The sequence below is a fragment of the Amycolatopsis sp. cmx-4-61 genome (assembly GCF_046548775.1).
Classification (GTDB): Bacteria; Actinomycetota; Actinomycetes; order Mycobacteriales; family Pseudonocardiaceae; genus Amycolatopsis.
Map to the genome: position 1 here is coordinate 596,878 of NZ_JAEBEI010000001.1, position 20,749 is coordinate 617,626.

General features: G+C 70.0%; 21 protein-coding genes. 9 read left to right on the top strand and 12 right to left on the bottom strand.

Features of this window, described 5'->3' with window-relative positions; all coding sequences use genetic code 11:
- Positions 1 to 67 precede the first annotated feature (67 nt).
- The 5 genes from ACLJOU_RS02980 to dnaA form a co-directional block, all read right to left on the bottom strand.
- Positions 68 to 676 carry a DciA family protein gene (locus ACLJOU_RS02980; protein WP_410564686.1) on the bottom strand — a complete coding sequence of 203 codons (609 nt, stop codon included), beginning with the start codon at positions 674 to 676 and terminating at the stop codon, positions 68 to 70.
- 106 nt (positions 677 to 782) lie between these two features.
- Positions 783 to 1,937, bottom strand: coding sequence for a DNA replication/repair protein RecF (gene recF, locus ACLJOU_RS02985; protein WP_410562824.1), 1,155 nt, complete (start codon positions 1,935 to 1,937; stop codon positions 783 to 785).
- 24 nt (positions 1,938 to 1,961) lie between these two features.
- The gene (gene gnd / locus ACLJOU_RS02990) at positions 1,962 to 2,852 is read right to left on the bottom strand and encodes a phosphogluconate dehydrogenase (NAD(+)-dependent, decarboxylating) (RefSeq protein ID WP_410562826.1); all 891 of its coding nucleotides are present in this window, start codon (positions 2,850 to 2,852) and stop codon (positions 1,962 to 1,964) included.
- Positions 2,853 to 2,942: 90 nt separating this feature from the next.
- The gene (gene dnaN, locus ACLJOU_RS02995) at positions 2,943 to 4,076 is read right to left on the bottom strand and encodes a DNA polymerase III subunit beta (RefSeq protein WP_191308555.1); all 1,134 of its coding nucleotides are present in this window, start codon (positions 4,074 to 4,076) and stop codon (positions 2,943 to 2,945) included.
- Positions 4,077 to 4,954: 878 nt separating this feature from the next.
- Positions 4,955 to 6,589 (bottom strand): chromosomal replication initiator protein DnaA, encoded by a 1,635-nt coding sequence (gene dnaA / locus ACLJOU_RS03000; RefSeq protein ID WP_410562828.1) that lies wholly within the window; start codon positions 6,587 to 6,589, stop codon positions 4,955 to 4,957.
- A gap of 608 nt (positions 6,590 to 7,197) precedes the next feature.
- Here dnaA and rpmH point away from each other — a divergent pair.
- The 8 genes from rpmH (at position 7,198) to ACLJOU_RS03040 (ending at position 12,887) form a co-directional block, all read left to right on the top strand.
- A complete protein-coding gene (gene rpmH / locus ACLJOU_RS03005; protein ID WP_091288857.1) occupies positions 7,198 to 7,341 on the top strand; it encodes a 50S ribosomal protein L34 in 144 nt (47 codons plus the stop codon).
- Between the two features lie 20 nt (positions 7,342 to 7,361).
- Positions 7,362 to 7,871: a ribonuclease P protein component gene (gene rnpA / locus ACLJOU_RS03010; protein WP_410562831.1), complete on the top strand. Its 510-nt coding sequence runs from the start codon at positions 7,362 to 7,364 to the stop codon at positions 7,869 to 7,871.
- Positions 7,872 to 7,876: 5 nt separating this feature from the next.
- Positions 7,877 to 8,194 (top strand): membrane protein insertion efficiency factor YidD, encoded by a 318-nt coding sequence (yidD, locus tag ACLJOU_RS03015; RefSeq protein ID WP_410564688.1) that lies wholly within the window; start codon positions 7,877 to 7,879, stop codon positions 8,192 to 8,194.
- Between the two features lie 5 nt (positions 8,195 to 8,199).
- Positions 8,200 to 9,357 carry a membrane protein insertase YidC gene (gene yidC, locus ACLJOU_RS03020; protein WP_410562834.1) on the top strand — a complete coding sequence of 386 codons (1,158 nt, stop codon included), beginning with the start codon at positions 8,200 to 8,202 and terminating at the stop codon, positions 9,355 to 9,357.
- Between the two features lie 30 nt (positions 9,358 to 9,387).
- The gene (locus tag ACLJOU_RS03025; protein WP_410562836.1) at positions 9,388 to 9,948 is read left to right on the top strand and encodes a protein jag; all 561 of its coding nucleotides are present in this window, start codon (positions 9,388 to 9,390) and stop codon (positions 9,946 to 9,948) included.
- 253 nt (positions 9,949 to 10,201) lie between these two features.
- Positions 10,202 to 10,885: a 16S rRNA (guanine(527)-N(7))-methyltransferase RsmG gene (gene rsmG, locus ACLJOU_RS03030; RefSeq protein ID WP_410562838.1), complete on the top strand. Its 684-nt coding sequence runs from the start codon at positions 10,202 to 10,204 to the stop codon at positions 10,883 to 10,885.
- A gap of 77 nt (positions 10,886 to 10,962) precedes the next feature.
- Complete coding sequence (locus ACLJOU_RS03035; RefSeq protein WP_410562840.1) at positions 10,963 to 11,889, top strand: ParA family protein; 927 nt, start codon at positions 10,963 to 10,965, stop codon at positions 11,887 to 11,889.
- Positions 11,886 to 12,887: a ParB/RepB/Spo0J family partition protein gene (locus ACLJOU_RS03040; protein ID WP_410562841.1), complete on the top strand. Its 1,002-nt coding sequence runs from the start codon at positions 11,886 to 11,888 to the stop codon at positions 12,885 to 12,887. Before ACLJOU_RS03035 ends, ACLJOU_RS03040 begins: the two co-directional genes overlap by 4 nt.
- Before the next feature lie 167 nt (positions 12,888 to 13,054).
- On the opposite strand, the gene ACLJOU_RS03045 is transcribed toward ACLJOU_RS03040, so the two are convergent.
- A complete protein-coding gene (locus ACLJOU_RS03045; RefSeq protein ID WP_410562844.1) occupies positions 13,055 to 13,999 on the bottom strand; it encodes a D-alanine--D-alanine ligase in 945 nt (314 codons plus the stop codon).
- A 22-nt stretch (positions 14,000 to 14,021) separates the two neighbouring features.
- Complete coding sequence (locus ACLJOU_RS03050; protein WP_410562846.1) at positions 14,022 to 15,359, bottom strand: PLP-dependent aminotransferase family protein; 1,338 nt, start codon at positions 15,357 to 15,359, stop codon at positions 14,022 to 14,024.
- A 211-nt stretch (positions 15,360 to 15,570) separates the two neighbouring features.
- On the opposite strand from ACLJOU_RS03050, the gene ACLJOU_RS03055 reads away from it, so the two are divergent.
- The gene (locus ACLJOU_RS03055) at positions 15,571 to 16,215 is read left to right on the top strand and encodes a GNAT family N-acetyltransferase (protein ID WP_410562848.1); all 645 of its coding nucleotides are present in this window, start codon (positions 15,571 to 15,573) and stop codon (positions 16,213 to 16,215) included.
- A gap of 210 nt (positions 16,216 to 16,425) precedes the next feature.
- Here ACLJOU_RS03055 and ACLJOU_RS03060 read toward each other — a convergent pair whose 3' ends face one another.
- The 5 genes from ACLJOU_RS03060 to sigM form a co-directional block, all read right to left on the bottom strand.
- Positions 16,426 to 17,577: an N-acetylmuramoyl-L-alanine amidase gene (locus ACLJOU_RS03060; RefSeq protein ID WP_410562850.1), complete on the bottom strand. Its 1,152-nt coding sequence runs from the start codon at positions 17,575 to 17,577 to the stop codon at positions 16,426 to 16,428.
- A 272-nt stretch (positions 17,578 to 17,849) separates the two neighbouring features.
- A complete protein-coding gene (trxA, locus tag ACLJOU_RS03065) occupies positions 17,850 to 18,173 on the bottom strand; it encodes a thioredoxin (RefSeq protein WP_072475336.1) in 324 nt (107 codons plus the stop codon).
- A gap of 36 nt (positions 18,174 to 18,209) precedes the next feature.
- Positions 18,210 to 19,202 carry a thioredoxin-disulfide reductase gene (gene trxB, locus ACLJOU_RS03070; RefSeq protein ID WP_410562853.1) on the bottom strand — a complete coding sequence of 331 codons (993 nt, stop codon included), beginning with the start codon at positions 19,200 to 19,202 and terminating at the stop codon, positions 18,210 to 18,212.
- Between the two features lie 78 nt (positions 19,203 to 19,280).
- A complete protein-coding gene (locus ACLJOU_RS03075) occupies positions 19,281 to 20,117 on the bottom strand; it encodes a hypothetical protein (protein ID WP_410562855.1) in 837 nt (278 codons plus the stop codon).
- Positions 20,114 to 20,737: an RNA polymerase sigma factor SigM gene (gene sigM / locus ACLJOU_RS03080; RefSeq protein ID WP_410562857.1), complete on the bottom strand. Its 624-nt coding sequence runs from the start codon at positions 20,735 to 20,737 to the stop codon at positions 20,114 to 20,116. Before sigM ends, ACLJOU_RS03075 begins: the two co-directional genes overlap by 4 nt.
- Positions 20,738 to 20,749: the final 12 nt, after the last annotated feature.

Here is a 20,749-nt window from a genome sequence, read left to right on the forward strand (position 1 = left end):
TCTTGACGTATCTCGGGAGGTCTGGGTGCGTTCTCGGCGCATTCAACCGAGCATCACGCAACCCGGTTCAGCCGTACGTGTCACGGGGTCCGCGGCCCGGCACGTGCCGGGGCCCTTTCCGCCAGCTCGGGGCGGTCGGGCCCTGGATCCGCATCCGCTTGACGACGCCGTTGCCGACCCCCGCCGCGATCTTGGCCAGCAGCTTTCCCTGCAGCAACCGCAGCTGGGTCGCCCACGCCGTCGAGCTCGCGCGCACGGTGAGCTCGCCGTCCTTCAGCGCGACCGGCTGCGCGTGCTCGGCGACGTCTTCGCCGACCAGCCGCGCCCACTGCGCGAAGACGCGGGCGCTGGTGACGCTCTCGTTCCAGCCGCGGTCGCTGACCAGCCGGGAGACCAGCCGGCCGAGCGGCTGCGGGTCACGCGCGTCAGCACCCGGTCCCGACCAGCGGCGACGCCGGGGGTTCTGGCCACCGCCCCCGGCCGACGGGCGACGGCGGCCCGGCGGGCCCCCCCGCTCCTTCGCCTTGGCCTTCGCGGCTTCGAGCGCGGCGTGCGCGAGGTCGCGCCCGGACGGCGGAGCCTCGTTCGGCCCAACGTCACTGTCACGGTCCGTACCGGCCGCTGGTTCGGCGCGGTCACCGGGCGTTTTGCGCCACCCATCCGGCCGCAGGGTCACGGGCAGCGATAACTCATTCACCGTGTTATCCACACTGTCCACAGGTTTGTCCCCAGATCGGGTGCGGTTTGTGGCGCCCGTCACCCGGGGTGTCCGGTCGCTCTGCTCAGCCACGCGTGATCTCACCGTCCGCCACCACGAACCGGCGGCCGGCCAGCTCTTCGGGCACGTCTTCGTCGACCGCGGCGGTCACCAGCACCTGTTCGGCGCTCGCGGCCACCTCGGCCAGCCGGGCCCGGCGCTTGCGGTCGAGCTCGGCGAACACGTCGTCGAGCAGCAGCACCGGCTCGCCCGCCTCCGCGCGCAGCAGCTCGTAGCTGCCGAGCCGGAGGGCGAGCGCGAACGACCACGACTCGCCGTGGCTCGCGTACCCCTTGGCCGGCGCCTGGCCCAGGATCAGCTCCAGCTCGTCCCGGTGCGGGCCGACCAGGCTGATCCCGCGCTCGAGCTCCGCCTTGCGGGCTTCACCCAGCGCCTTGAGGAGGACGTCCTTGAGGACGCCGGGTTGCGCCCGTTCGCCATCCGGTACGCCGTACGTTTCCGGCAGGGCGGCACCCAGCGACGACCGGTAGGCGATCTTCGCCGGCCGCGAGTCGGGCGCGACCCCCATGTACGCCGCAGCCGCGTACGGCGCGAGGTCGGCGACGAGGTTCAGGCGCGCGGCCAGCAGCTCCGCGCCCGCCACCGCAAGGTGGTCGTCCCAGACCTCGAGCGTCGACAGCGCGTACGGGTCTTCACGACCCGTACGCCGCTTCCCGGCCGTCTTGAGCAGGGCGTTCCGCTGCTTCAGCACCTTCTCGTAGTCCGCCCGCACCCCCGCGTACCGCGGCGCGCGCAGCACCAGGAGCTCGTCGAGGAACCGGCGCCGCTCGCCCGGGTCACCCCGCACGAGCGCGAGGTCCTCCGGGGAGAACAGCACCGTGCGCAGGATCCCGAGCACGTCCCGCGGACGGCCGACCGCACCGCGGTTGACCCGGGCGCGGTTCGCCCGGCCGGCGGTGATCTCGAGCTCGACGGTCAGTTCGCGGTCCTCGTTGACCACCGCGACCCGCACCAGCGCGCGCTCACAACCGTGCCGGATCAGCGGCGCGTCCGTCGCGACGCGGTGCGAGCCCAGCGTCGCGACGTACCCGATCGCCTCCAGCAGGTTGGTCTTGCCGCGGCCGTTCTGGCCGACCAGCACGGCCGGCCCCGGTTCGAGGGCGAGATCAGCCTGCGGCCAGGAGCGGAAGTCGGTGACCTGCAGGTGACGCAGATACACGGTGTTTGCCTTCGGGGGCCGTCCTCACCCGCCGACCTTCTTCACGGCGTGCCCGCCGAACTGGTTGCGCAGCGCGGCGACCGCGCGCATCGCGGCGGAGTGCTCCTGCCGCGAGGCGAACCGCGCGAACAGCGCGGCCGAGATGACCGGCGCCGGGACCGCGTTGTTGATCGCCTCTTCCAGCGTCCAGCGGCCTTCGCCGGAGTCCTCGACGTAACCCTCGAGGTCGTCCAGCTCCGGGTCCTCGTCGAGCGCGCGCACCAGCAGGTCGAGCAGCCAGGACCGGACGACCGTGCCACGCTGCCAGCCCTTGATCACCGCGGGGACGTCCTTGACGACCTTCGCGGCCTCGAGCAGCTCGAAGCCCTCGGCGAAGGCCTGCATCATGCCGTACTCGATGCCGTTGTGGATCATCTTCGCGTAGTGGCCGGCGCCGACGTCGCCCGCGTGCGAGAAGCCTTCCTCGCGCGGGCCTTCCGGACGCAGGGCGTCGAAGATCGGCATGGCCCGCTCGACGTCGGCGGCCGTGCCGCCCACCATGAGGCCGTAGCCGTTGTCCTTGCCCCACACGCCGCCGGACACGCCGCAGTCGACGTAGCCGATGTTCTTCGCCGCGAGCAGGTCGGCGTTCAGCTTGTCGTCGGTGTACTTCGAGTTGCCGCCGTCGATCACCATGTCGCCGTCGGCGAGCAGGTTGCTCAGCTCGGTGACGGTCTGCCGGGTCGGCTCGCCGGCCGGGACCATGATCCAGACGATCCGCGGAGCGTCCAGTTTGGACACCAGGTCCTCGAGCGACGTCGTGTCGCTGACGTCCGGGTTGCGGTCGTAGCCGACCACCTCGTGACCGGCCGCGCGCAGCCGCTCACGCATGTTGAAGCCCATCTTGCCCAGGCCGATCAGACCGAGCTGAACCATCGAGATCCCCTTACGTGCTCAGGCAGTGTCTTACGGGGCTTCGCCCCGGCCGGGGGCTCCGCCACCCGGAACCCCCATGGAGTGGGCGGGTCAGCCCGGGAGGCGGACCGGCATCAGGAGGTAGAGGTAACCGGGGACGACGTTGCCCTCGGCGTCGGCGGGCTTGATGAGCGCGGGCCGGTTCGGCGTGGTGAAGGTGAGCTCCGCGCGGTCGCTGTGCAGCGCGCCCAGGCCGTCGACGAGGTAACCCGGGTTGAACGCGATCGTCACCGGCTCACCTTCGTACTCGACCTGCAGTTCCTCTTCGGCGCTGCCCTCGTCGTCGCCACCCGCGGACAACCGCAGCGTGTTGTCCCCGAATTCCAGTCGTACCTGAGTCCCCCGCTCGGCCACCAGCGAAACGCGCTTGATGGACTCGGTGAGCGCGGACACGTCGATCACCGCACGCGAGGTGTGCGACGCGGGCAGCAGCTGCCGGTACGGCGGGAACTCGGCGTCGAGCAGGCGGGTCGTCGTGTAGCGCCCGGAGCCGGACAGGCCGAGCAGGCCCTCGCCGCTGGCGAGGGCGAGGCGGATCGTGGCGCCGCTCGCGCCGAGCGTCTTGGCCGCTTCGGCGAGGGTCCGCGCGGGGACGAGCACGGCGGCGTCGGCCAGGCCCTCGGCCGGCTGCCAGGTGAACTCGCGCATGGCGAGCCGGAACCGGTCGGTCGCGACCAGGGTCAGCGAGCTGCCGGAGATCTCGAGCCGCATGCCGGTGAGCATCGGCAGCGTGTCGTCCTTGCCCGCGGCGACGACGACCTGGGTGACGGCCTGGCCGAACGCGTCACCGGCGAGCTCGCCCGCGAAGGCGGGCTGGGACGGCAGCTGCGGGTAGTCCTCGACCGGCATGGTCGGCAGGGAGAACCGCGCGCTGCCGCACGTGATGGTGGCGCGCGCGCCGTCGACGGAGATCTCGACCGGCTGCGCGGGCAGCGCCTTGGTGATGTCGGCGAGCAGGCGCCCGGACACCAGCAGGCGGCCGCCGTCGGCGATCGTCGCGGGGACCCCGACCGTGGCGGAGACCTCGTAGTCGAAGCCGGAGACCGTCAGCGCGTCGGTTTCGCCGTCCGAACCGGCGTCGAGGAGGACACCGCCCAGCACCGGCACCGGAGGCCGGGAGGGGAGGCTTCTGGCCACCCACGCGACGGCGTCGGCGAGCCCGTCACGCTCGACGCGGATCTTCATGCGCGCATCCTTTCGACGATCGAGCCCCGTGCGGGCTCGGGCCAGGCCTCGTTCTCGCGGGGCAGTGACCGGCTGCCCCCTCCGGCCGGTCCGCCCTCCGCGTGAGCGGCCGGAGCGCGGACCAGGTGCAGGCGTCCACGTTAGGCCGTCGCGGGCGCCGCCGTCACCTCGGCCTCCCCTTGCCTTTGTCGACATGACGACTCGATCTCGCGGCTGTCCCCAACTTCGTCCGCCGCCTGTTTTTATCTTTTTCTCTCTTAGAAGAGATCTAAAGGCAGTAGCAGTAGTAAGCGTTGTGGATTGTGTGGATTGAGCTCGTTCGCGCAGGTCGGACGGCTCGCGGGCGTGTGGAGAACCCTGGTGGCGGACCTGTGGGCAGATCGGGGCGTCCGTGGATGGTTTCGGGCGTCCCCGGAACCATCCACAGTTGTCCCCGGTTGTCCCCACGGTTGTCCCCAGGTGTGGGGTGATTTGTACCCAGGGTCTGGGGGTGCCGGACGGGGTCCGAACCCCTCTTCCGAGTGATCGGGCCCGCCTGTGCACAGCATGTGGGCAACCTGTGGAATCAGCGTGGACAAGGGTGTGGATTCCCTGTGGACCGGCTGTGGGCGGGGTGTGGAGGAAATCCGGGTCGTCGCTGGTGGGAGATCCGTTGCCACTGTGGGCAATCCGCCCACACGGTGGGGAAAACCCCTTGTGTACAAACAATTTTCGCGAGTTTGGCGAAGCACGCGTACGCGCGCGAAGCAGCGAAGGCGCGTACGCGTGCTTAGGACACTCCAAAGACGACTGTGCCCATGAGGGGCTCCGCGCAAAGACGACGAAGGGGCGTCCACATTGAGCGGACGCCCCGAAGTCGTTGGGAGGTAAGGGATGTGCTACTGGCGGGCGCGCTGCTTGATGCGCGACGTCAGCTCCTGCACCTGGTCGTAGATCCGCCGGCGCTCGGCCATCTCCTTGCGGATCTTCTTGTCCGCGTGCATGACCGTCGTGTGGTCGCGGCCGCCGAACGTCTGCCCGATCTTCGGCAGCGACATGTCGGTCAGCTCGCGGCAGAGGTACATCGCGATCTGGCGGGCTGTGGCGAGCGCCTTCGTCTTGCCGGGGCCGCACAGGTCGTCGAGCGTGACGTCGAAGAACTCGGACGTGACGCCCATGATGGTCGGCGCGGTGATCTCCGGCGCGTGCGAGTCGGGGATCAGGTCGCGCAGCACGATCTCGGCGAGCGCGCTGTCGACCGGCTGCTGGTTCAGCGACGCGAACGCCGTGACGCGGATCAGCGCGCCTTCCAGTTCCCGGATGTTCGCCTCGACGCGCGAAGCGATGAATTCGAGGACTTCGCCCGGCACCGCCAGCCTGTCCTGCGCCGCCTTCTTGCGGAGGATCGCGATGCGCGTCTCGAGCTCGGGGGGCTGGATGTCGGTGATCAGGCCCCACTCGAACCGCGTCCGCAGCCGGTCCTCCAGCGTTTCGAGGCGCTTCGGCGGGCGGTCGGAGCTGACGACGATCTGCTTGTTCGCGTTGTGGAGGGTGTTGAAGGTGTGGAAGAACTCTTCCTGCGTCCCTTCCTTGCCCTCCAGGAACTGGATGTCGTCGACGAGCAGGATGTCGATGTCGCGGTAGCGCCGCTGGAAGGCGACCTTGCGGTCGTCGCGCAGCGAGTTGATGAAGTCGTTCGTGAACTCTTCGGTCGAGACGTACCGGACGCGCATGCCCGGGAAGAGCCGTTGCGCGTAGTGACCGACCGCGTGCAGCAGGTGCGTCTTGCCGAGCCCGGACTCACCCCAGATGAAAAGGGGGTTGTAGGCGCGGGCGGGCGCTTCGGCGACGGCGACCGCGGCCGCGTGCGCGAAGCGGTTGGACGCGCCGATGACGAACGTGTCGAAGGTGTACTTCTCGTTCAGCTTCGTCTTCGACGTCTGCGGCTGCGCCGGCGCGGTGTACGGCTGGCCGGCGATCGGCTGGCCGGAGAACGTCGGCCAGATCTCGTGGACCGCGGCGAGCGCCTCGCCCTCTTCGTCGACTTCCTCGTCGGTGTCGTCGCCCTCGTCCGGCTTGGCCGCGACGGCCTGGTGCGCCGGCATCGGCATCGGCGGCATCGGCGGCCGCGGCTGCGCGGGTTCGGGCCGCGGGGGCGGCATCATCGGCGCGCCGTTGGCCGGCATCGGCGGGGCCGGTTCGGCGCTCGCACCGTTTTCCACCCGGCCGGGTGACGGGGCGTAGCGGGGGACGGGCGACGGGACGACGGCTTCGGCGCTGTCGACCTTCACCGCGAGCGAGATGGCCCGGCCGAGCCGCCGGGAAAGCGCGTCGGTGATCGCGCCGCGCAGCCCGCGCTCGATCGCTTCCTTCGCGAAGTCGCTGGGCGCGGCGAGCAGCGCCGTGCCGTCGAGCAGGCCGATCGGCCGGGTCACGCGCATCCAGGCGCGCTGCTGCGGAGAGAGGGTCCCGTCGGACAGTTCGCGTACCACCTGTTCCCAGATGACACCCAGATTGTGCTGGTGATCCGACACCTGTCTGGCTCCCCTCCCCTCGTCGGCGTGGACGGCCGAGCCGGCCCCGGGAACACCCGGTCACTCCACCCGGCGATCACAGGAGACCTGTCGGCGCACCGGCACAGCGAATATCCACATAGTTGTCCACAGCTGTGCACTAATGTACGGCGGCCCGCGGGGTCGCCACCTGCGGGCTCGTCGTACGCCGGTGGGCACTCCACCACCTGGATACTCGTGCACCTGGAACCGGTGACCCGAGAGAGGCACGCTAACAAGCCCCGCTCGCGGCCACAAGGCATCCTGGGCGGCCAGCATTTCACGGTGCACGGCGAGTTGCCATTCGGTGCCGCCGCGTCGAACTCCCCAGGGGCGCCGGCCGGTCGCGTACCGTGGCCGAGGGGGTGCTTACCGACCGCCCGACGGGGGTGCGTACCCTCGTAAGGTCTCCCGTATGCGACGGGTGCGTTTCGCGTGCCCACGTTGTCGTTGCTCGTCGTGACGAGGCCACACGTTGGTAGGAGACACCAGAGACTGCCGTGCGCCCGCACGACACGCCAGGCGGAGGGAAACCTCTCCTCCTCAGGGCGGGTCAGGGGCAGACGACACAGCGACACACAGGAGAAGCAGTGAGCAAGGGTAAGCGCACCTTCCAGCCGAACAACCGCCGCCGCGCGAAGACCCACGGGTTCCGCCTGCGCATGCGGACCCGCGCCGGCCGGGCCATCCTGGCGGCCCGCCGTCGCAAGGGCCGCGAAGCGCTGTCCGCCTGATCTCACGATCGGGGCGCGCCGTGCTGCCGGCTGCCGCACGACTGCGGCGGAGTGAGGATTTCCGCGTGGTTCTCCGTCGCGGGTCCCGGGCAGGCAGGCGCCGCCTCGTCGTCCACGCGCTGACCACGGACCCGTCCGCGGCCGCCGACACGGTGCAGTCAAGCACTGCGCAGTCAAACGCTGTGCAGTCGAACACTGCGCAGCCCGAGACTGTGCAGTCAAACACCGTGTCGACGGCCAGGGCGGGTTTTGTGGTGAGCAAGGCCGTCGGCAATTCGGTGGTCCGCCACCGCGTCAGCCGCCGGTTGCGTCATCTCGTTTCGGCCAGGCTCGGAACACTGCCCGCCGGCACTGCGTTGGTCGTACGGGCATTGCCGCCGTCGTCGACCGCGTCCAGCGCCGAGCTCGGGTCCGATCTCGACGCCGCGTTGCGTCGGCTGGGGCTTCTGTCGTCGCGCCGTCCGGCCGGGGATGTCCCCCGCCCGACGCGTCCCGCGGACGCGGCCCCCGACCACGGATCAGCGGTGTGACCGGCATGCGAGCCACCCCCGAGCACGACCACGACGTAGCGCCCGAGCCGCCGAGGCCCGGTCCCGTCGCCTGGGTCCTCCTGCTCCCCGTCAAGCTCTACCGCAAGGCGATCTCGCCTTTCCTCCCACCGGCTTGCCGGTTCTACCCGAGCTGCAGCGCGTACGCAGTCGAAGCCCTCACCCGGCACGGTGCCGGCCGGGGCTCCTACCTCGCGCTGCGCCGGCTGCTGCGCTGCGGCCCGTGGACACCGCCCGGCCGCGACCCCGTGCCCGAGGAGTTCTCGTGGCGCCACCGACGACCTGAAACACCGATCGAGGAGTAGCAGCAGTGCTCGATTTCATCTACTACCCCGTGTCCTTCATCCTCTGGTGTTGGCACAAGGTCTTCGGGTTCGTCTTCGGCGAGTCGACGGCCATCTCCTGGATCCTCGGCATCATCTTCCTGACGTTCACCGTCCGCGGCATCATGTTCAAGCCGTTCGTGAACCAGGTCCGGTCGATGAAGAAGATGCAGGACTTCGCGCCGGAGATGAAGAAGCTCCAGAAGAAGTACGCGAACGACCGGCAGCGCCAGGCCGCGGAGATGCAGAAGCTCCAGAAGGAGCACGGCGTCAACCCGCTCGGCAGCTGCCTGCCGATGCTGCTGCAGATCCCGGTGTTCATCGGCCTGAACTGGGTCCTCCGCGCGTTCACGAACAAGCCGCTCGAGCAGAAGACCGAGAACTACTTCTTCAGCAAGCACGACGTCGAGTCGTACGTCAACGCGAAGCTGTTCGGCGTCAACCTCGGTGACGCCATCCACAACAGCATCACGGCGATCGGTGGCAGTGGCCAGAGCGGCTGGCACTGGAACGTGCTCCCGGTCGCGCTGCCCCTGATGATCGTCGCGTCGATCGCCACGCACCTCACCGCGCGTCACTCGGTGGCCCGGCAGAACGCCGCGTCGGCCACCCCGCAGACCGCGATCATGAACAAGCTGACGATGTACATCTTCCCGCTCGGTGTCCTCGTCTTCGGTGCGCTGTTCCCGCTCGGCCTCCTCTTCTACTGGCTGGCGAACAACGGCTGGACCCTGATGCAGCAGCGCCTCGTCTACACGAAGATCGACAAGGAAGAGGCGGCCCGCAAGGCGGAGGCCGCGGAGAAGCGCGCGTCGCTCGGCCCGAAGCCCGGGCAGAAGCCGACCGCGCCGAAGGTCGGCCAGAAGCCGGTTCAGCAGAAGAAGAACCAGCCCGCGCAGACCGGCGCGGCGAAGAAGGTCACGAAGGCGGGCTCGGCCCACGGCTTCGCCCAGACCACTTCGGCCGCCTCCGGTGCCACTGCCGCCTCCGGTGCCACTGCCGCATCCGCCGCCGCGGCCGCGTCCGTCGACGGCGACCAGACCCCGGCCGACACGAACGGCCAGAACGGTTCGAAGGACAACGGCACCGGCGTGCCGGGCCTTCTCAAAGACTCGACCAGGAAGTCGGGCCGGAAGCGCCGCTGAGGCGCGACCGGTTCGGAGAGGAGACGAATGATGTCGGAGACGATCGACACGATCGACGCCGATCAGGACGACGTGACCCCGGAGCCGGCCGCCGCCGAGGCGGGCGAGCAGAAGGCGGGCGGTGGCGACGACATCCTCGTGCAGGAGGGTGACATCGCCGGCGACTACCTCGAGCGCCTGCTCGACCTGCTCGACTACGACGGCGACATCGACCTGGACGTCGAAGCGGGCCGCGCGATCGTGAGCATCGACGGCGGCGAGGACCTCGAGAAGCTCGTCGGCCCGCGCGGCACGGTGCTCGAGGCGCTGCAGGAGCTGACCCGCTTGGCGGTCCAGCAGGAGACGGGCTCCCGCAGCCGCCTGATGCTGGACATCGCGGGCTGGCGCGCGGACCGCCGCGAGGAGCTCAAGGAGCTCGGCCGCTCGACGGCGGAGTCGGTCCTCAAGAGCGGCGAGCGGGTGCGGCTGCAGCCGATGAGCCCGTTCGAGCGCAAGGTGGTCCACGACGCGGTGGCGACCGTCTCGGGCGTCACGAGCGAGAGCGAGGGCGAGGACCCGAAGCGCCGCGTGGTGATCTTCCCGGAGTCCTGAGACCCAGTTCGCGTCAAGAGCGGCCCCATCCGACTGGTTCGGGTGGGGCCGCTTCGTTTTGCCCAGCGTCCGCACAAGGGGGCGCGGCGAACCGAATTACACGCTTGATGTTTCACGTGGAACCGGCCGCAGCGACGACTGGCCGAGTGGAGTTGTCCACATCTTCGGACTGTCGGCTCGTCTTCTCCGGTTCATCGGGGACAATCGAACGAGTGCGGTTTCACGTGAAACCGGCGGACGAGGAGTAGACGGAGTGAGCTTGGAGCAAGCCGCGGAGACGGTGCGGGCCGCGGCGGAGCGAGTGTTCGGTGCGCGCGTCGACCAAGCCGCCGGGTACGTCGAACTCCTGGAGCGCCACGGCGTGGAGCGCGGGCTCATCGGCCCGCGGGAAGTCGAACGGCTGTGGGAGCGGCACGTCCTGAACTCGGCGGTGATCGGTGAGCAGATGCCCGACGGCGCCCGGGTCGTCGACGTCGGGTCGGGCGCCGGGCTTCCGGGTGTACCGCTGGCGATCGCGCGACCGGACCTCGATATCGTCTTGCTCGAACCGATGGCCCGCCGGGTGGACTGGCTGGCCGAGATGGCCGAGAAGCTGGAACTCCCGATCACCGTCGTCCGTGGACGCGCGGAGGAGCGGCCTGTGCGTGAGCAGCTCGGTGGCGCCGACATCGTCACCGCTCGCGCGGTCGCCCCGCTCGCTCGTCTCGCGGACTGGTGCCTGCCGCTGGTCCGTCCCGACGGCTTCCTGGTCGCCCTCAAGGGCGCCAGCGCGGCGGACGAGATCGACCGGGACGGTGCCGCCATCCGCAAGGCCGGCGGGGCCGACCCCCTGATCGTCGAGTGCGGTGCGGCGGTTCTCGAGGTGCCCAGCACGGTCGTGAAGATCCGTCGCCTCCCACCGGCCAGCAAGCCGAAGGCGCGGAGCAGGAAGCGTTAACGGGCCGCCATGTTCCACGTGAAACGTAGCGACTCGACCACCGACCAGACGTCTAGATGGAGGAGGTGTCGAGACCGGTGAATCCCCCGCCGTCCGACTCCACGGAGACCAGCCACGACGTGGGCTGGACGCCGATCGCCGAAGAAGCCGCCCGCGCCGCGCGTCTGCTGCACCCGAAGGAGGGGGAACTCCCCCGCCCGGGCCGCCGTCGGGTGCTGACCGTCGCCAACCAGAAGGGCGGCGTCGGCAAGACCACGAGCACGGTCAACCTCGCCGCCGCGCTCGCCGTCCACGGGCTCAAGACGCTCGTCGTCGACCTGGACCCGCAGGGCAACGCGAGCACCGCGCTCGACGTCGACCACCGGTCCGGGACGCCGTCCATCTACGAGGTGCTTATCGGCGAGGTGACGCTCGCCGAGGCGGCCCAGCCGACCGAGCAGTCCCCCAACCTCTTCTGCGTCCCCGCGACGATCGACCTCGCCGGTGCCGAGATCGAGCTCGTCTCCATGGCGTCCCGTGAGTCCCGGCTCAAGGAGGCCATCTCCTCCGAGATCCTCGACGAGATCGGTGTCGACTACGTCCTCATCGACTGCCCGCCGTCGCTGGGCCTGCTGACGGTCAACGCGATGGTCGCCGCGCAGGAGGTGCTCATCCCGATCCAGTGCGAGTACTACGCGCTCGAAGGGCTCGGGCAGCTGCTGAGCAACATCGAGCTCGTGCAGCAGCACCTGAACCGCGAACTCCGCGTCTCGACGATCCTCCTCACCATGTACGACGGCCGCACCAAGCTGGCGGACCAGGTGACGAACGAGGTGCGGAACCACTTCGGCGACACCGTGCTCAAGACGGTCATCCCCCGCAGCGTGAAGGTGTCCGAGGCGCCCGGGTACGGCCAGACCGTGCTCGCCTACGACCCCGGTTCGCGCGGGGCGATGAGCTACGTCGACGCGGCCAAGGAGATCGCCGAGCGCGGCGCTCGGATGGAGAAGGGTAGTTCGACATGACGGAGCGTCGAGGAGGGCTGGGGCGCGGCCTCGCCGCCCTGATCCCGACCGGACCCACCGGCGGTGGTCCGCTGCCCGCGCCCACCGAGGGGGCAACGGCGGACAAGAAGGCGGCCGAGGACAAGGGATGGTTCGCGGCGAACGGACAGGCGCAGCAGCACGCCGGCGAAGTCGCCGGCGCCGTCTACCGCGAGATCCCGGTCGGCTCGATCAAGCCGAACCCGAAGCAGCCGCGCCAGGTCTTCGACGAAGACGCGCTCGCCGAACTCGAGCACTCGATCCGCGAGTTCGGGCTCATGCAGCCCATCGTCGTCCGCGAGCTCGGCAACGACGAGTACGAGCTCGTCATGGGCGAGCGGCGGCTGCGCGCGTCGCAGCAAGCCGAACTCGACGCGATTCCGGCGATCGTCCGGCAGACCGCCGACGAGTCGATGCTGCGCGACGCGCTCCTGGAGAACATCCACCGCGTCCAGCTGAACCCGCTCGAGGAGGCGGCGGCGTACCAGCAGCTGCTCGACGAGTTCGCGGTCACCCACGAAGAACTGGCCGGCCGGATCGGCCGCAGCCGCCCGGTCATCACCAACACGATCCGGCTCCTCAAGCTCCCCCTGCCGGTGCAGCGCCGGGTGGCCGCGGGTGTCCTGTCCGCCGGGCACGCGCGCGCGTTGCTGTCGCTGGAGGACGCCGAAAGCCAAGAGGAGCTCGCCGCGCGGATCGTCGCGGAGGGCATGTCGGTGCGGGCCACCGAGGAAGCCGTCACGCTCAAGAAGAGCGAGAAGCCGGCCAAGCCGAAGCCCGCGCCGCGCAAGCCGATCCAGGCGCCGGGGTTGCAGGAACTCGCGAACCGGCTCTCGGACCGCTTCGACACCCGGGTGAAGGTCGACCTCGGCCGTCGCAAGGGCCGGATCACGCTCGAGTTCGGGTCGGTCGACGACCTCGAGCGGATCGTCGCGCTCATCGACCCGAACGGGACGAATCAGACACCGAAAACCGATTAGGGATCACCCCAGGGTGTTTCGTCACGGTGATGATTGCTCCGCGCAGCTGTGACAAGCACAGTTAGTGATCAGATGAAAAAGGCTGTCTTGCGGGCTTCGCTCCCCCGCAGCCGCCGCAAAAAGGCCGCCACGGACGATCCGAGGCGGCCTTTCGCGTAGGTGAAGAGTCAGCGAGCGACGGCCCGCGCGATCAGTTCGGCGAACACCGCGCCGAGCGACTTGCCCGCCGCCTCGATCGCCATCGGCACCGTCGACGTCTCGGTGAGACCGGGCGACGGGTTCACTTCGAGGAAGTGAACCGTGCCGTCGGCCGCGACGACCGCGTCGGTCCGGGAGATGTCCCGCAGCCCGAGCACGCGGTGGGCGGCGACGGCCAGCTCGGCCACCGCCTTGGCCGCGGTGTCGTCGAGCCGGGCCGGGGTGAAGAAGTCAGTCAGGCCGGCCGTGTAGCGGGCCGTGTAGTCGTACACGCCGCTCTCCGGGACGATCTCGACCGCAGGCAGGGCCTCGGGCCCGTTCTCGCCCTCGATGACCGTCACGGCCACCTCGACGCCGTCCACGAAGCGCTCGGCGAGAACCGTGTCCCCGTAGGCGAAGCAGCCGACCATCGCCGCCGGCAGTTCCGCCGCCTCGCGCACTACCTGCGTGCCGAGCGCCGAGCCGCCCTGGTCGGGCTTGAGGATCAACGGCAGGCCGAGGCGCTCCACCATCGCGTCGAGCACCGCCTGGGCCCCGAGCTCGCGGAACGTGCTGTGCGGCAGGACAACCCACTCCGGCGTCACGAATCCGGCGTTCTGCAGCAGCGCCTTCGCGGTCGGCTTGTCCCACGCGCGGCGGCAGCCCTGGGAGCCGGTGCCGACGAACGGCACGCCCAGCATCTCCAGCACCGTCTGCACCGAGCCGTTCTCGCCCTCGCCGCCGTGCAGCGCGACGACCACCGCGTCCGGGCGCTGCGTGCGCAGCCGCTCCAGGAGGCCCGCGTCGGTGTCCCACTCCTCGATGCCCAAGTCCTCCGACTTCAGCGCCGCGGAGAGCCGCCGCCCGGACCTGAGGGAGACGTCGCGCTCGTGCGAAAGCCCGCCGGCGAGCACGGCAACGGTACGGTCGACCACCGTGGGAACTCCTTAAGAAGGTTTAAACCGTGTCCGGGGACGGGTTCTGCGGTCCCTGGATCTGGCGCGAGGTCACGCTACCGAAAGTGCGGGCGAGGTCCATTTCGGACTCCAGCACGGCCGCCAGCCGCCGGACGCCCTCGCGGATGCGTTCCGGCGTCGGGTAGCAGTAGGACAGCCGCATCTGGCGGCTGCCGAAGCCGTCGGCGTAGAACCCGGTGCCGGACGCGTACGCCACCCGCGCGGTCACCGCGCGCGGCAGCATCGCCTTCGTGTCGACACCCTCCGGGACCGTCACCCAGACGTAGAAACCGCCGTCCGGCTTGGTCCACGAGCAGCCCGGGGGCAGGTACTGGTCGAGCGCGGACAGGATCGCGTCCCGCCGGTCGCGGTAGTTCTCGCGGAACTTCTTGATCTGGCCCTTCCAGTCGTGCGTGGCCAGGTAGCGCGAGACGATCATCTGGTTGAACGTCGGCGGGCACAGCGTCGCCGACTCCGCGGCGAGCACGAGCTTCTCGCGCACGGCGTGCGGCGCGAGCACCCAGCCGACGCGCAGGCCGGAAGCGAACGTCTTGGAGAACGAGCCGAGGTACACGACGTTCTCGGGATCGGTCGAGCGCAGCGCCGGGTACGTCTGCCCGTCGAAGCCGAGCAACCCGTACGGGTTGTCTTCGACGACCAGGACGCCGTGCTCCCGGCAGATCTCCAGGATCTCCGCGCGGCGCTCGACGGCCAGCGTGACGCCGGCGGGGTTGTGGAAGTTCGGGATCGTGTACAGGAACTTGACCCGGCGGCCGGCCTTCTCCGTCCGGACCAGCGCCTCCCGCAGCAGCTCCGGCACCAGGCCGTTGTCGTCCATCGCCACGTGCACGACCTGCGCCTGGTAGGCGGCGAACGAGCCGAGCGCACCGACGTACGAAGGACCTTCGGCGATCACGACGTCACCCGGGTCGCAGAACAGCCGCGTGACCATGTCCAGGCCCATCTGGGAGCCGACGGTCACCACGACGTCGTCCGGGTGCGCCTTGATGCCCTCCAGGGCCATGATTTCGCAGATCTGCTCGCGCAGCACCGGGATGCCGTGCGCCGAGCCGTACTGCAGCGCGACGAGGCCGTCTTCGGCGATGATCTCGCCCACCTGGGCGGACAGCGTGTCGAGCGGGAGCGCGGCCAGGTTGGGCATGCCGCCGGCCAGGGAAACCACCTCGGGCCGGCTGGCCACCGCGAACAGCGCCCGGATCTCGGAGGCGGTCATCCCCGCGGTGCGGGCGGCGTACCGCTCGAGGTGCGGGTCGAGGTTCTGGCGGCCGCTGTGTTTCTGAAGACCACTCTGCGGCTTGCTGGGGCGGTTCTCGGTCATCGACGATTCACCCGGGGCTCGGTGGACACGGTCACTCCCGCGGGAGCAGGTAGATCCCATCGAGTGTAACCGGGCACCCATCAGGACCCCCTGGCCTTCCGGTGCTCGTCACATCGGCCTATCCTCGACCCTGGCTCCCGTTCGTGCCGTGGTTCTCGCGCGGCTTGACGACCGGGCCGCCGGTCGGGAGCGCAGGTCAGGGAGGTCGCGGGTGTCGCGTCGCGTCGTGGGCGTCACACTGGACAACCTCGAGCACCTGCCGAAGAGCTGCCGCAGGTGCGTGTACTGGGAGCTGGCCCCGCACCTCAAGCACCAGGCCGAGGAGTTCGGCGCGACCGAGGTCGAGAAGGAAGCCTGGGTGTCGAGCGTGCTGCTCGAGTGGGGTTCCTGCGGCCGCATCGTCTACAGCGACACGCTGCCGGTCGGGTTCGTGCTGTACGCCCCGCCGAACGCCGTCCCGCGCGCACTGGCCTTCCCGACCTCGCCGCCGAGCGCGGACGCCGTCCTGCTGACCGCGTTCCAGGTCCTCCCCGAGTTCCGCGGTGGCGGGCTCGGCCGGATGCTGGTCCAAGCGGTCGCCAAGGACCTGACCAAGCGCGGCGTCCGAGCGATCGAGGCGTTCGGCGACGCCCGCCCCGAAGAGGCCGACCCGGACGGCGGGCACAGCTGCGTGCTGCCGGCGGCGTTCCTGCAGAGCGTGGGCTTCAAGACCGTCCGCCCGCACCAGAAGTGGCCCCGCCTGCGCCTCGAGCTGCGCTCAGCGATCACCTGGAAGGAAGACGTCGAGGCGGCGCTGGAACGCCTGCTCGGCCAGGTGACGATCACGACGGCCGAGCCGAGCCTCGGCCGCGCCTGATTCCGCATCCGCAAACGTTTGCGGCACGGCTTTGGCGCGCCTGAAAGCACGTGTGCACAACTGTGGAAGAAGTGCCGAGTTATCCACAGAGCGCTGCTAGGAGCGGTGGACAAGCTGTGGAGAACTGCCCCAAAACCTGGGGACGCGCCGACCGCGTCCCCAGGTGTGGTGGGGTAGGTGAAGGAGAGCCGCTAGGGGTTGTGGTCGACCCTATTCAGCCTTGGCGAGCTCGTGCGCGAGGACGTCGGCGAACGTGAACGTTCCCGTCGGCTGGTCGCCTTCGCCGAGGAGGTACAGGCGCTTGACGGCGATCAGGATGCCCTCCGCGACGATGTCGCGGAACGCCGGGTCACCGAGCTTGCGGGCGTCGTCGGGGTTCGTCAGGTAGCCGATCTCGACCCGGACCGCCGGGCAGCGGGTGCGGGTGAAGATGTCCCACGACTTGTAGTGCGTGCGGCAGTCGAGCATGCCCGTGCGGGCCGCGACCTCGCGCTGGATGAAGCCGGCCAGCAGCTCGCCCACCGTGGACGTGGTGCCGTTACCGTTGCCGAAGTGGAAGCTCGCGACCCCCTGCGCGCGCGGCGAGGGGTTCTTGTCGCTGTGCAGCGAGAGGAACAGGTCCGCGCCCGCGTCGTTGGCGAACTTGGCGCGCTCCAGCTCGGTGGGGCTGTGGTTCGGGCCGCGCGAGATCAGCGCCTCCATGCCCGTGGCCTTCATCCGGCCTTCGAGCCGGCGGGCGAGGTCCCAGGCGATGTCGGCTTCGCGCAGGCCGCCGGCGACCACGCCGAGGTCGTCGCCGCCATGGCCGGGGTCGATCACGATGCGCTTGCCGCGCAGGCGCGGGCCGGCCTGGCGCACCTGCTCCTGTTCGCGCAGGAACACGGGGCGCCCGCCCCGGGCCCGCGGCGAGGACAGGCGGTGCAGCTCGCGGATGGTCGCCGGGCCGCACATGCCGTCCGGCGTCAGGCGCATGTCGCGCTGGAACGTCTTGAGCGCGCGCTCGGTCTGGGGCCCGAAGTAGCCGTCGGGGCGGCCGGCGTCGAAGCCGAGCTCGGTCAGCCGCTCCTGCAGCGTGAAGACGTCGTCGCCGTGGACCGGCGAGGCGATCATGTACGACAGCGGGCGGCTGCCCAGGTGGTAGCTGGCGCCCTTGAGCGCCTGGAACGTCGCCGGACCCACGATGCCGTCGGTCATCAGCCCACGACGCTGCTGGAAGGCACGAACGGCGTGCTCGACGGCGACGTCGAACGTGCCGTACTCCTCGTCGGTACCGGTGACCGGCGGGAGCAGGTCCATCCCGGCCAGGATGGACCTGATCTCGGCGACGTCCGGACCGGCGTCACCGCGGCGGAGTACCCGCATGCACTCCTCGCTCTTCCTAAGGCACCGATGGGGAGCTCGGTGCGTGGCAAGAAAACCTTCGCTGGGACGCGCCCAGGCCTTCTATTGTGCCTTGCCAACTCTCGGTGACAGCGTAGGCCCGGTAGGTCCGTCAAGGACCCGTTCGTGGAGTACCCAGGACGGCCGCCGTCACGCTCGATCAACTCACATCGGTGAGATTCGCCCGAACGCGCGCGAACCCGGGACCCGCAAGAGGATTCCTGCAGGCCCCGGGTTCGGCGAGGTGGTTCGATTCAGAGGACGTCGGCGAGGTCCGACAGCAGCGCGGCCTTCGGCTTCGCGCCCACGATCTGCTTCACCGGCTTGCCGCCCTGGAACAGGATCAGCGTCGGGATGGACATCACCTGGTAGTCACGCGGCGTGTTCGGGTTCTCGTCGATGTCGATCTTGGCGATCGTCAGCTTGTCGCCCTTCTCGGCCGCGATCTCCTCGAGCACCGGGGCGACCATCTTGCACGGGCCGCACCAGGTGGCCCAGAAGTCGACCAGAACGGGCTTCTCGCTGGTCAGGACCTCGTCGACGAACGTCGCGTCGGTCACCTTGACGGTGTTGGCCATGATTTCTCCTCCAAGGGGTGGTTGAACGCCGGAAAGTCAGTTGGTGCCCGCGCCGTAGCCGCCGCCGACGAGCTCGGCCGCTTCGTGCGCGTCCGATTCGCCGTGCTCCGCGAGCCATCGTTCCGCGTCGATCGCGGCGCTGCACCCGGAGCCGGCCGCGGTGATCGCCTGCCGGTAGGTGCGGTCCACCAGGTCACCGGCCGCGAAGACGCCGTCGAGGTTGGTGAAGGACGTCTTGCCCTTCGTCACCACGTAGCCGTCCTCGTCCAGGTCGACCTGCCCCTTCACCAGCTGGCTGCGGGGGTCGTGGCCGATGGCGACGAAGAAGCCCGACACGTCCAGCGTCGATTCGGAGCCGTCCTTGGTGTCCTTCAGCTGCAGGGCCTCGACCTTGCCGTCGCCCAGGACACCGGTGATCTGCGAGTTCAGCTTCCACTTGATCTTCTCGTTCGCGCGGGCGCGCTCGACCATGATCTTGGAGGCGCGGAACTCGTCGCGCCGGTGGACGATCGTGACGGACTTCGCGAACTTCGTCAGGAAGGTCGCCTCCTCCATCGCCGAGTCGCCACCGCCGGCGACCACGATGTCGTGGTCGCGGAAGAAGAAGCCGTCACAGGTCGCACAGGCGGACACACCACGGCCGAGCAGTTCCTGCTCGCCCGGCACGTTGAGGTACCGCGCCGCGGCCCCCATGGCGAGGATGACCGCGCGGGCGGCGTAGCGCTTGCCGTTCGCGACGACGTACTTGACGTCCCCGGTCAGCTCCAGCGACTCGACGTCCTCCGCGCGCAGCTCGGCGCCGAAGCGCTCGGCCTGCTTGCGCATCTCCTCCATCAGGTCCGGACCCATGATGCCGTCGCGGAACCCGGGGAAGTTCTCGACCTCGGTCGTCGTCATCAGCGCGCCGCCGAACTGCGTGCCCTCGAACACCAGCGGTTCCAGCTGGGCCCGCGCCGCGTAAACGGCAGCGGTGTATCCGGCAGGACCCGACCCGACGATGATCAGGTTCCTGATTTCCTCGGCAGCCACCCGTTGACCTCCGCTCGTAGTGACCTGTACCAGGCTCAACACGATCGTAGGTGGCCATGTTCCCAGCCGTGACAGCCGCTACTTCTCCCCGACGACCTTGTCGAACAGCACCGCCGGATTTCCCGGTCCGCAGTCCGCGCCGAAGGCCACCAGCCGGAACTGGGCCAGCTTGCCGGTGGTCAGGATGATCATCACCCCGGCCTTGCCGCCGACGTTGACCGGGCGGATGCCTTCCGGGCGCACCTTCGGGTCGAGGCCGGCGGCCGCGATGCACGCGTCGAGGCGGTCCTCGTTCTGCAGCGGGCCGAAGTCGCGGACGCCGATCGCCTTCCCGACCAGCGCCTGGGCGCCGGCGCCGTCGTTGCCGACCGAAGGGCCGGTCGGGGCGGGGGCGGCGACGTTCGGGGTGCCGGACTGCGGCGAGGTGTTCGGGATGGCGAGGGTCACGGCGACGACCGCCGCCGCGGCCGCGGTCAGGACGCCGGCGGCCCAGCCGAGCCGCTTGTTCCGCTTCCGCCGGGCCGCCGCGAGGTCCACCACCTGGGCGCCCTGCTGTGCGCTCGGCTGCGGACGTTCGGGCTGTACGGGTTCAGCCTGTGTTCGTTCGGCCTGTGCCCGTTCAGGCTGTGCCCGTTCAGGAAAGCGGGCCGCTGCTTCGGCGGCCAGCGCCGCGTCCAGCCGGGCGGCGAACTCCGCGGGCATCCGCGGGGCCGGTGCGTGGGCGAGCGCGGCCAGGTCGGCCTGCGTGGCGTCGAGGGCGTTCAGGATCGCCCGGGCCTCCGGGTCGGCGTTCACCAGCGGCCAGAGCTCGGCCGCCCGCGTGTCGTCCAGGACACCGGCGTGGAGGTCGGCGAGCACGTCGACAGACCAGGGCGGACCGATGGTCCCCCCGATCCCCCGGCTTTCGTCCGTCATCGTCCCTCCCCGCTACCCGGCTGCCGCCCGGCCCGTTTGCTTTCGTGAGTTGGGACGTTCGCAATCGCATCGGGGTTCCGCAGGTGCCCGAGAACCTTCGCGAGTTTCCCGCGGCCCCGCGCGCACCGGCTCTTGACCGTGCCTTCGGCGATGCCCAGCAGCTTGGCCGTCTCGGCGACCGAGTATCCCTCGACGTCGACCAGCACGATCGGGGCACGCTGCTCTTCGGGCAGCTGATCGAGGGCTTCGCGCACCAGCAGGCTGGTCTCCCGCTCGGCCATCGAGTCGCGGGGCGTGGCGGGCTCGTTGAACCCGGTCTCCGGCAGCGGCACGGTCGGGCGCGCCTGGCGACGGCGGATCCGGTCGAGGCAGGCGTTCACCACGATCCGGTGCAGCCACGTCGTGACCTGCGACTCCGCCCGGAAGTTCCCGGCCGCGCGGAACGCCGAGATGAACGCGTCCTGCAACGCGTCGGCGGCCTCCTCCGGGTCGCGGACCGTGCGCAGCGCCACCGCCCACATGCGGTCGCGATGTCGCTGGACGAGTTCGCTGAACGCATGGGGGTCCCCCGCGGCGTGAGCCGCTATCAGATCCGCATCCGTGGGAGCTGCAGCTGTCACCCGGCAGAGCCT

Coding starts and splice junctions, on each gene's coding strand:
- gnd (WP_410562826.1), bottom strand. CDS start 2,852: ATGGTTCAGCTCGGTCTGATCGGCCTGGGCAAGATGGGCTTCAACATG.
- dnaN (WP_191308555.1), bottom strand. CDS start 4,076: ATGAAGATCCGCGTCGAGCGTGACGGGCTCGCCGACGCCGTCGCGTGG.
- yidD (WP_410564688.1), top strand. CDS start 7,877: ATGCGAGCCACCCCCGAGCACGACCACGACGTAGCGCCCGAGCCGCCG.
- ACLJOU_RS03025 (WP_410562836.1), top strand. CDS start 9,388: ATGTCGGAGACGATCGACACGATCGACGCCGATCAGGACGACGTGACC.
- ACLJOU_RS03040 (WP_410562841.1), top strand. CDS start 11,886: ATGACGGAGCGTCGAGGAGGGCTGGGGCGCGGCCTCGCCGCCCTGATC.
- ACLJOU_RS03050 (WP_410562846.1), bottom strand. CDS start 15,359: ATGACCGAGAACCGCCCCAGCAAGCCGCAGAGTGGTCTTCAGAAACAC.
- ACLJOU_RS03060 (WP_410562850.1), bottom strand. CDS start 17,577: ATGCGGGTACTCCGCCGCGGTGACGCCGGTCCGGACGTCGCCGAGATC.
- trxA (WP_072475336.1), bottom strand. CDS start 18,173: ATGGCCAACACCGTCAAGGTGACCGACGCGACGTTCGTCGACGAGGTC.
- ACLJOU_RS03075 (WP_410562855.1), bottom strand. CDS start 20,117: ATGACGGACGAAAGCCGGGGGATCGGGGGGACCATCGGTCCGCCCTGG.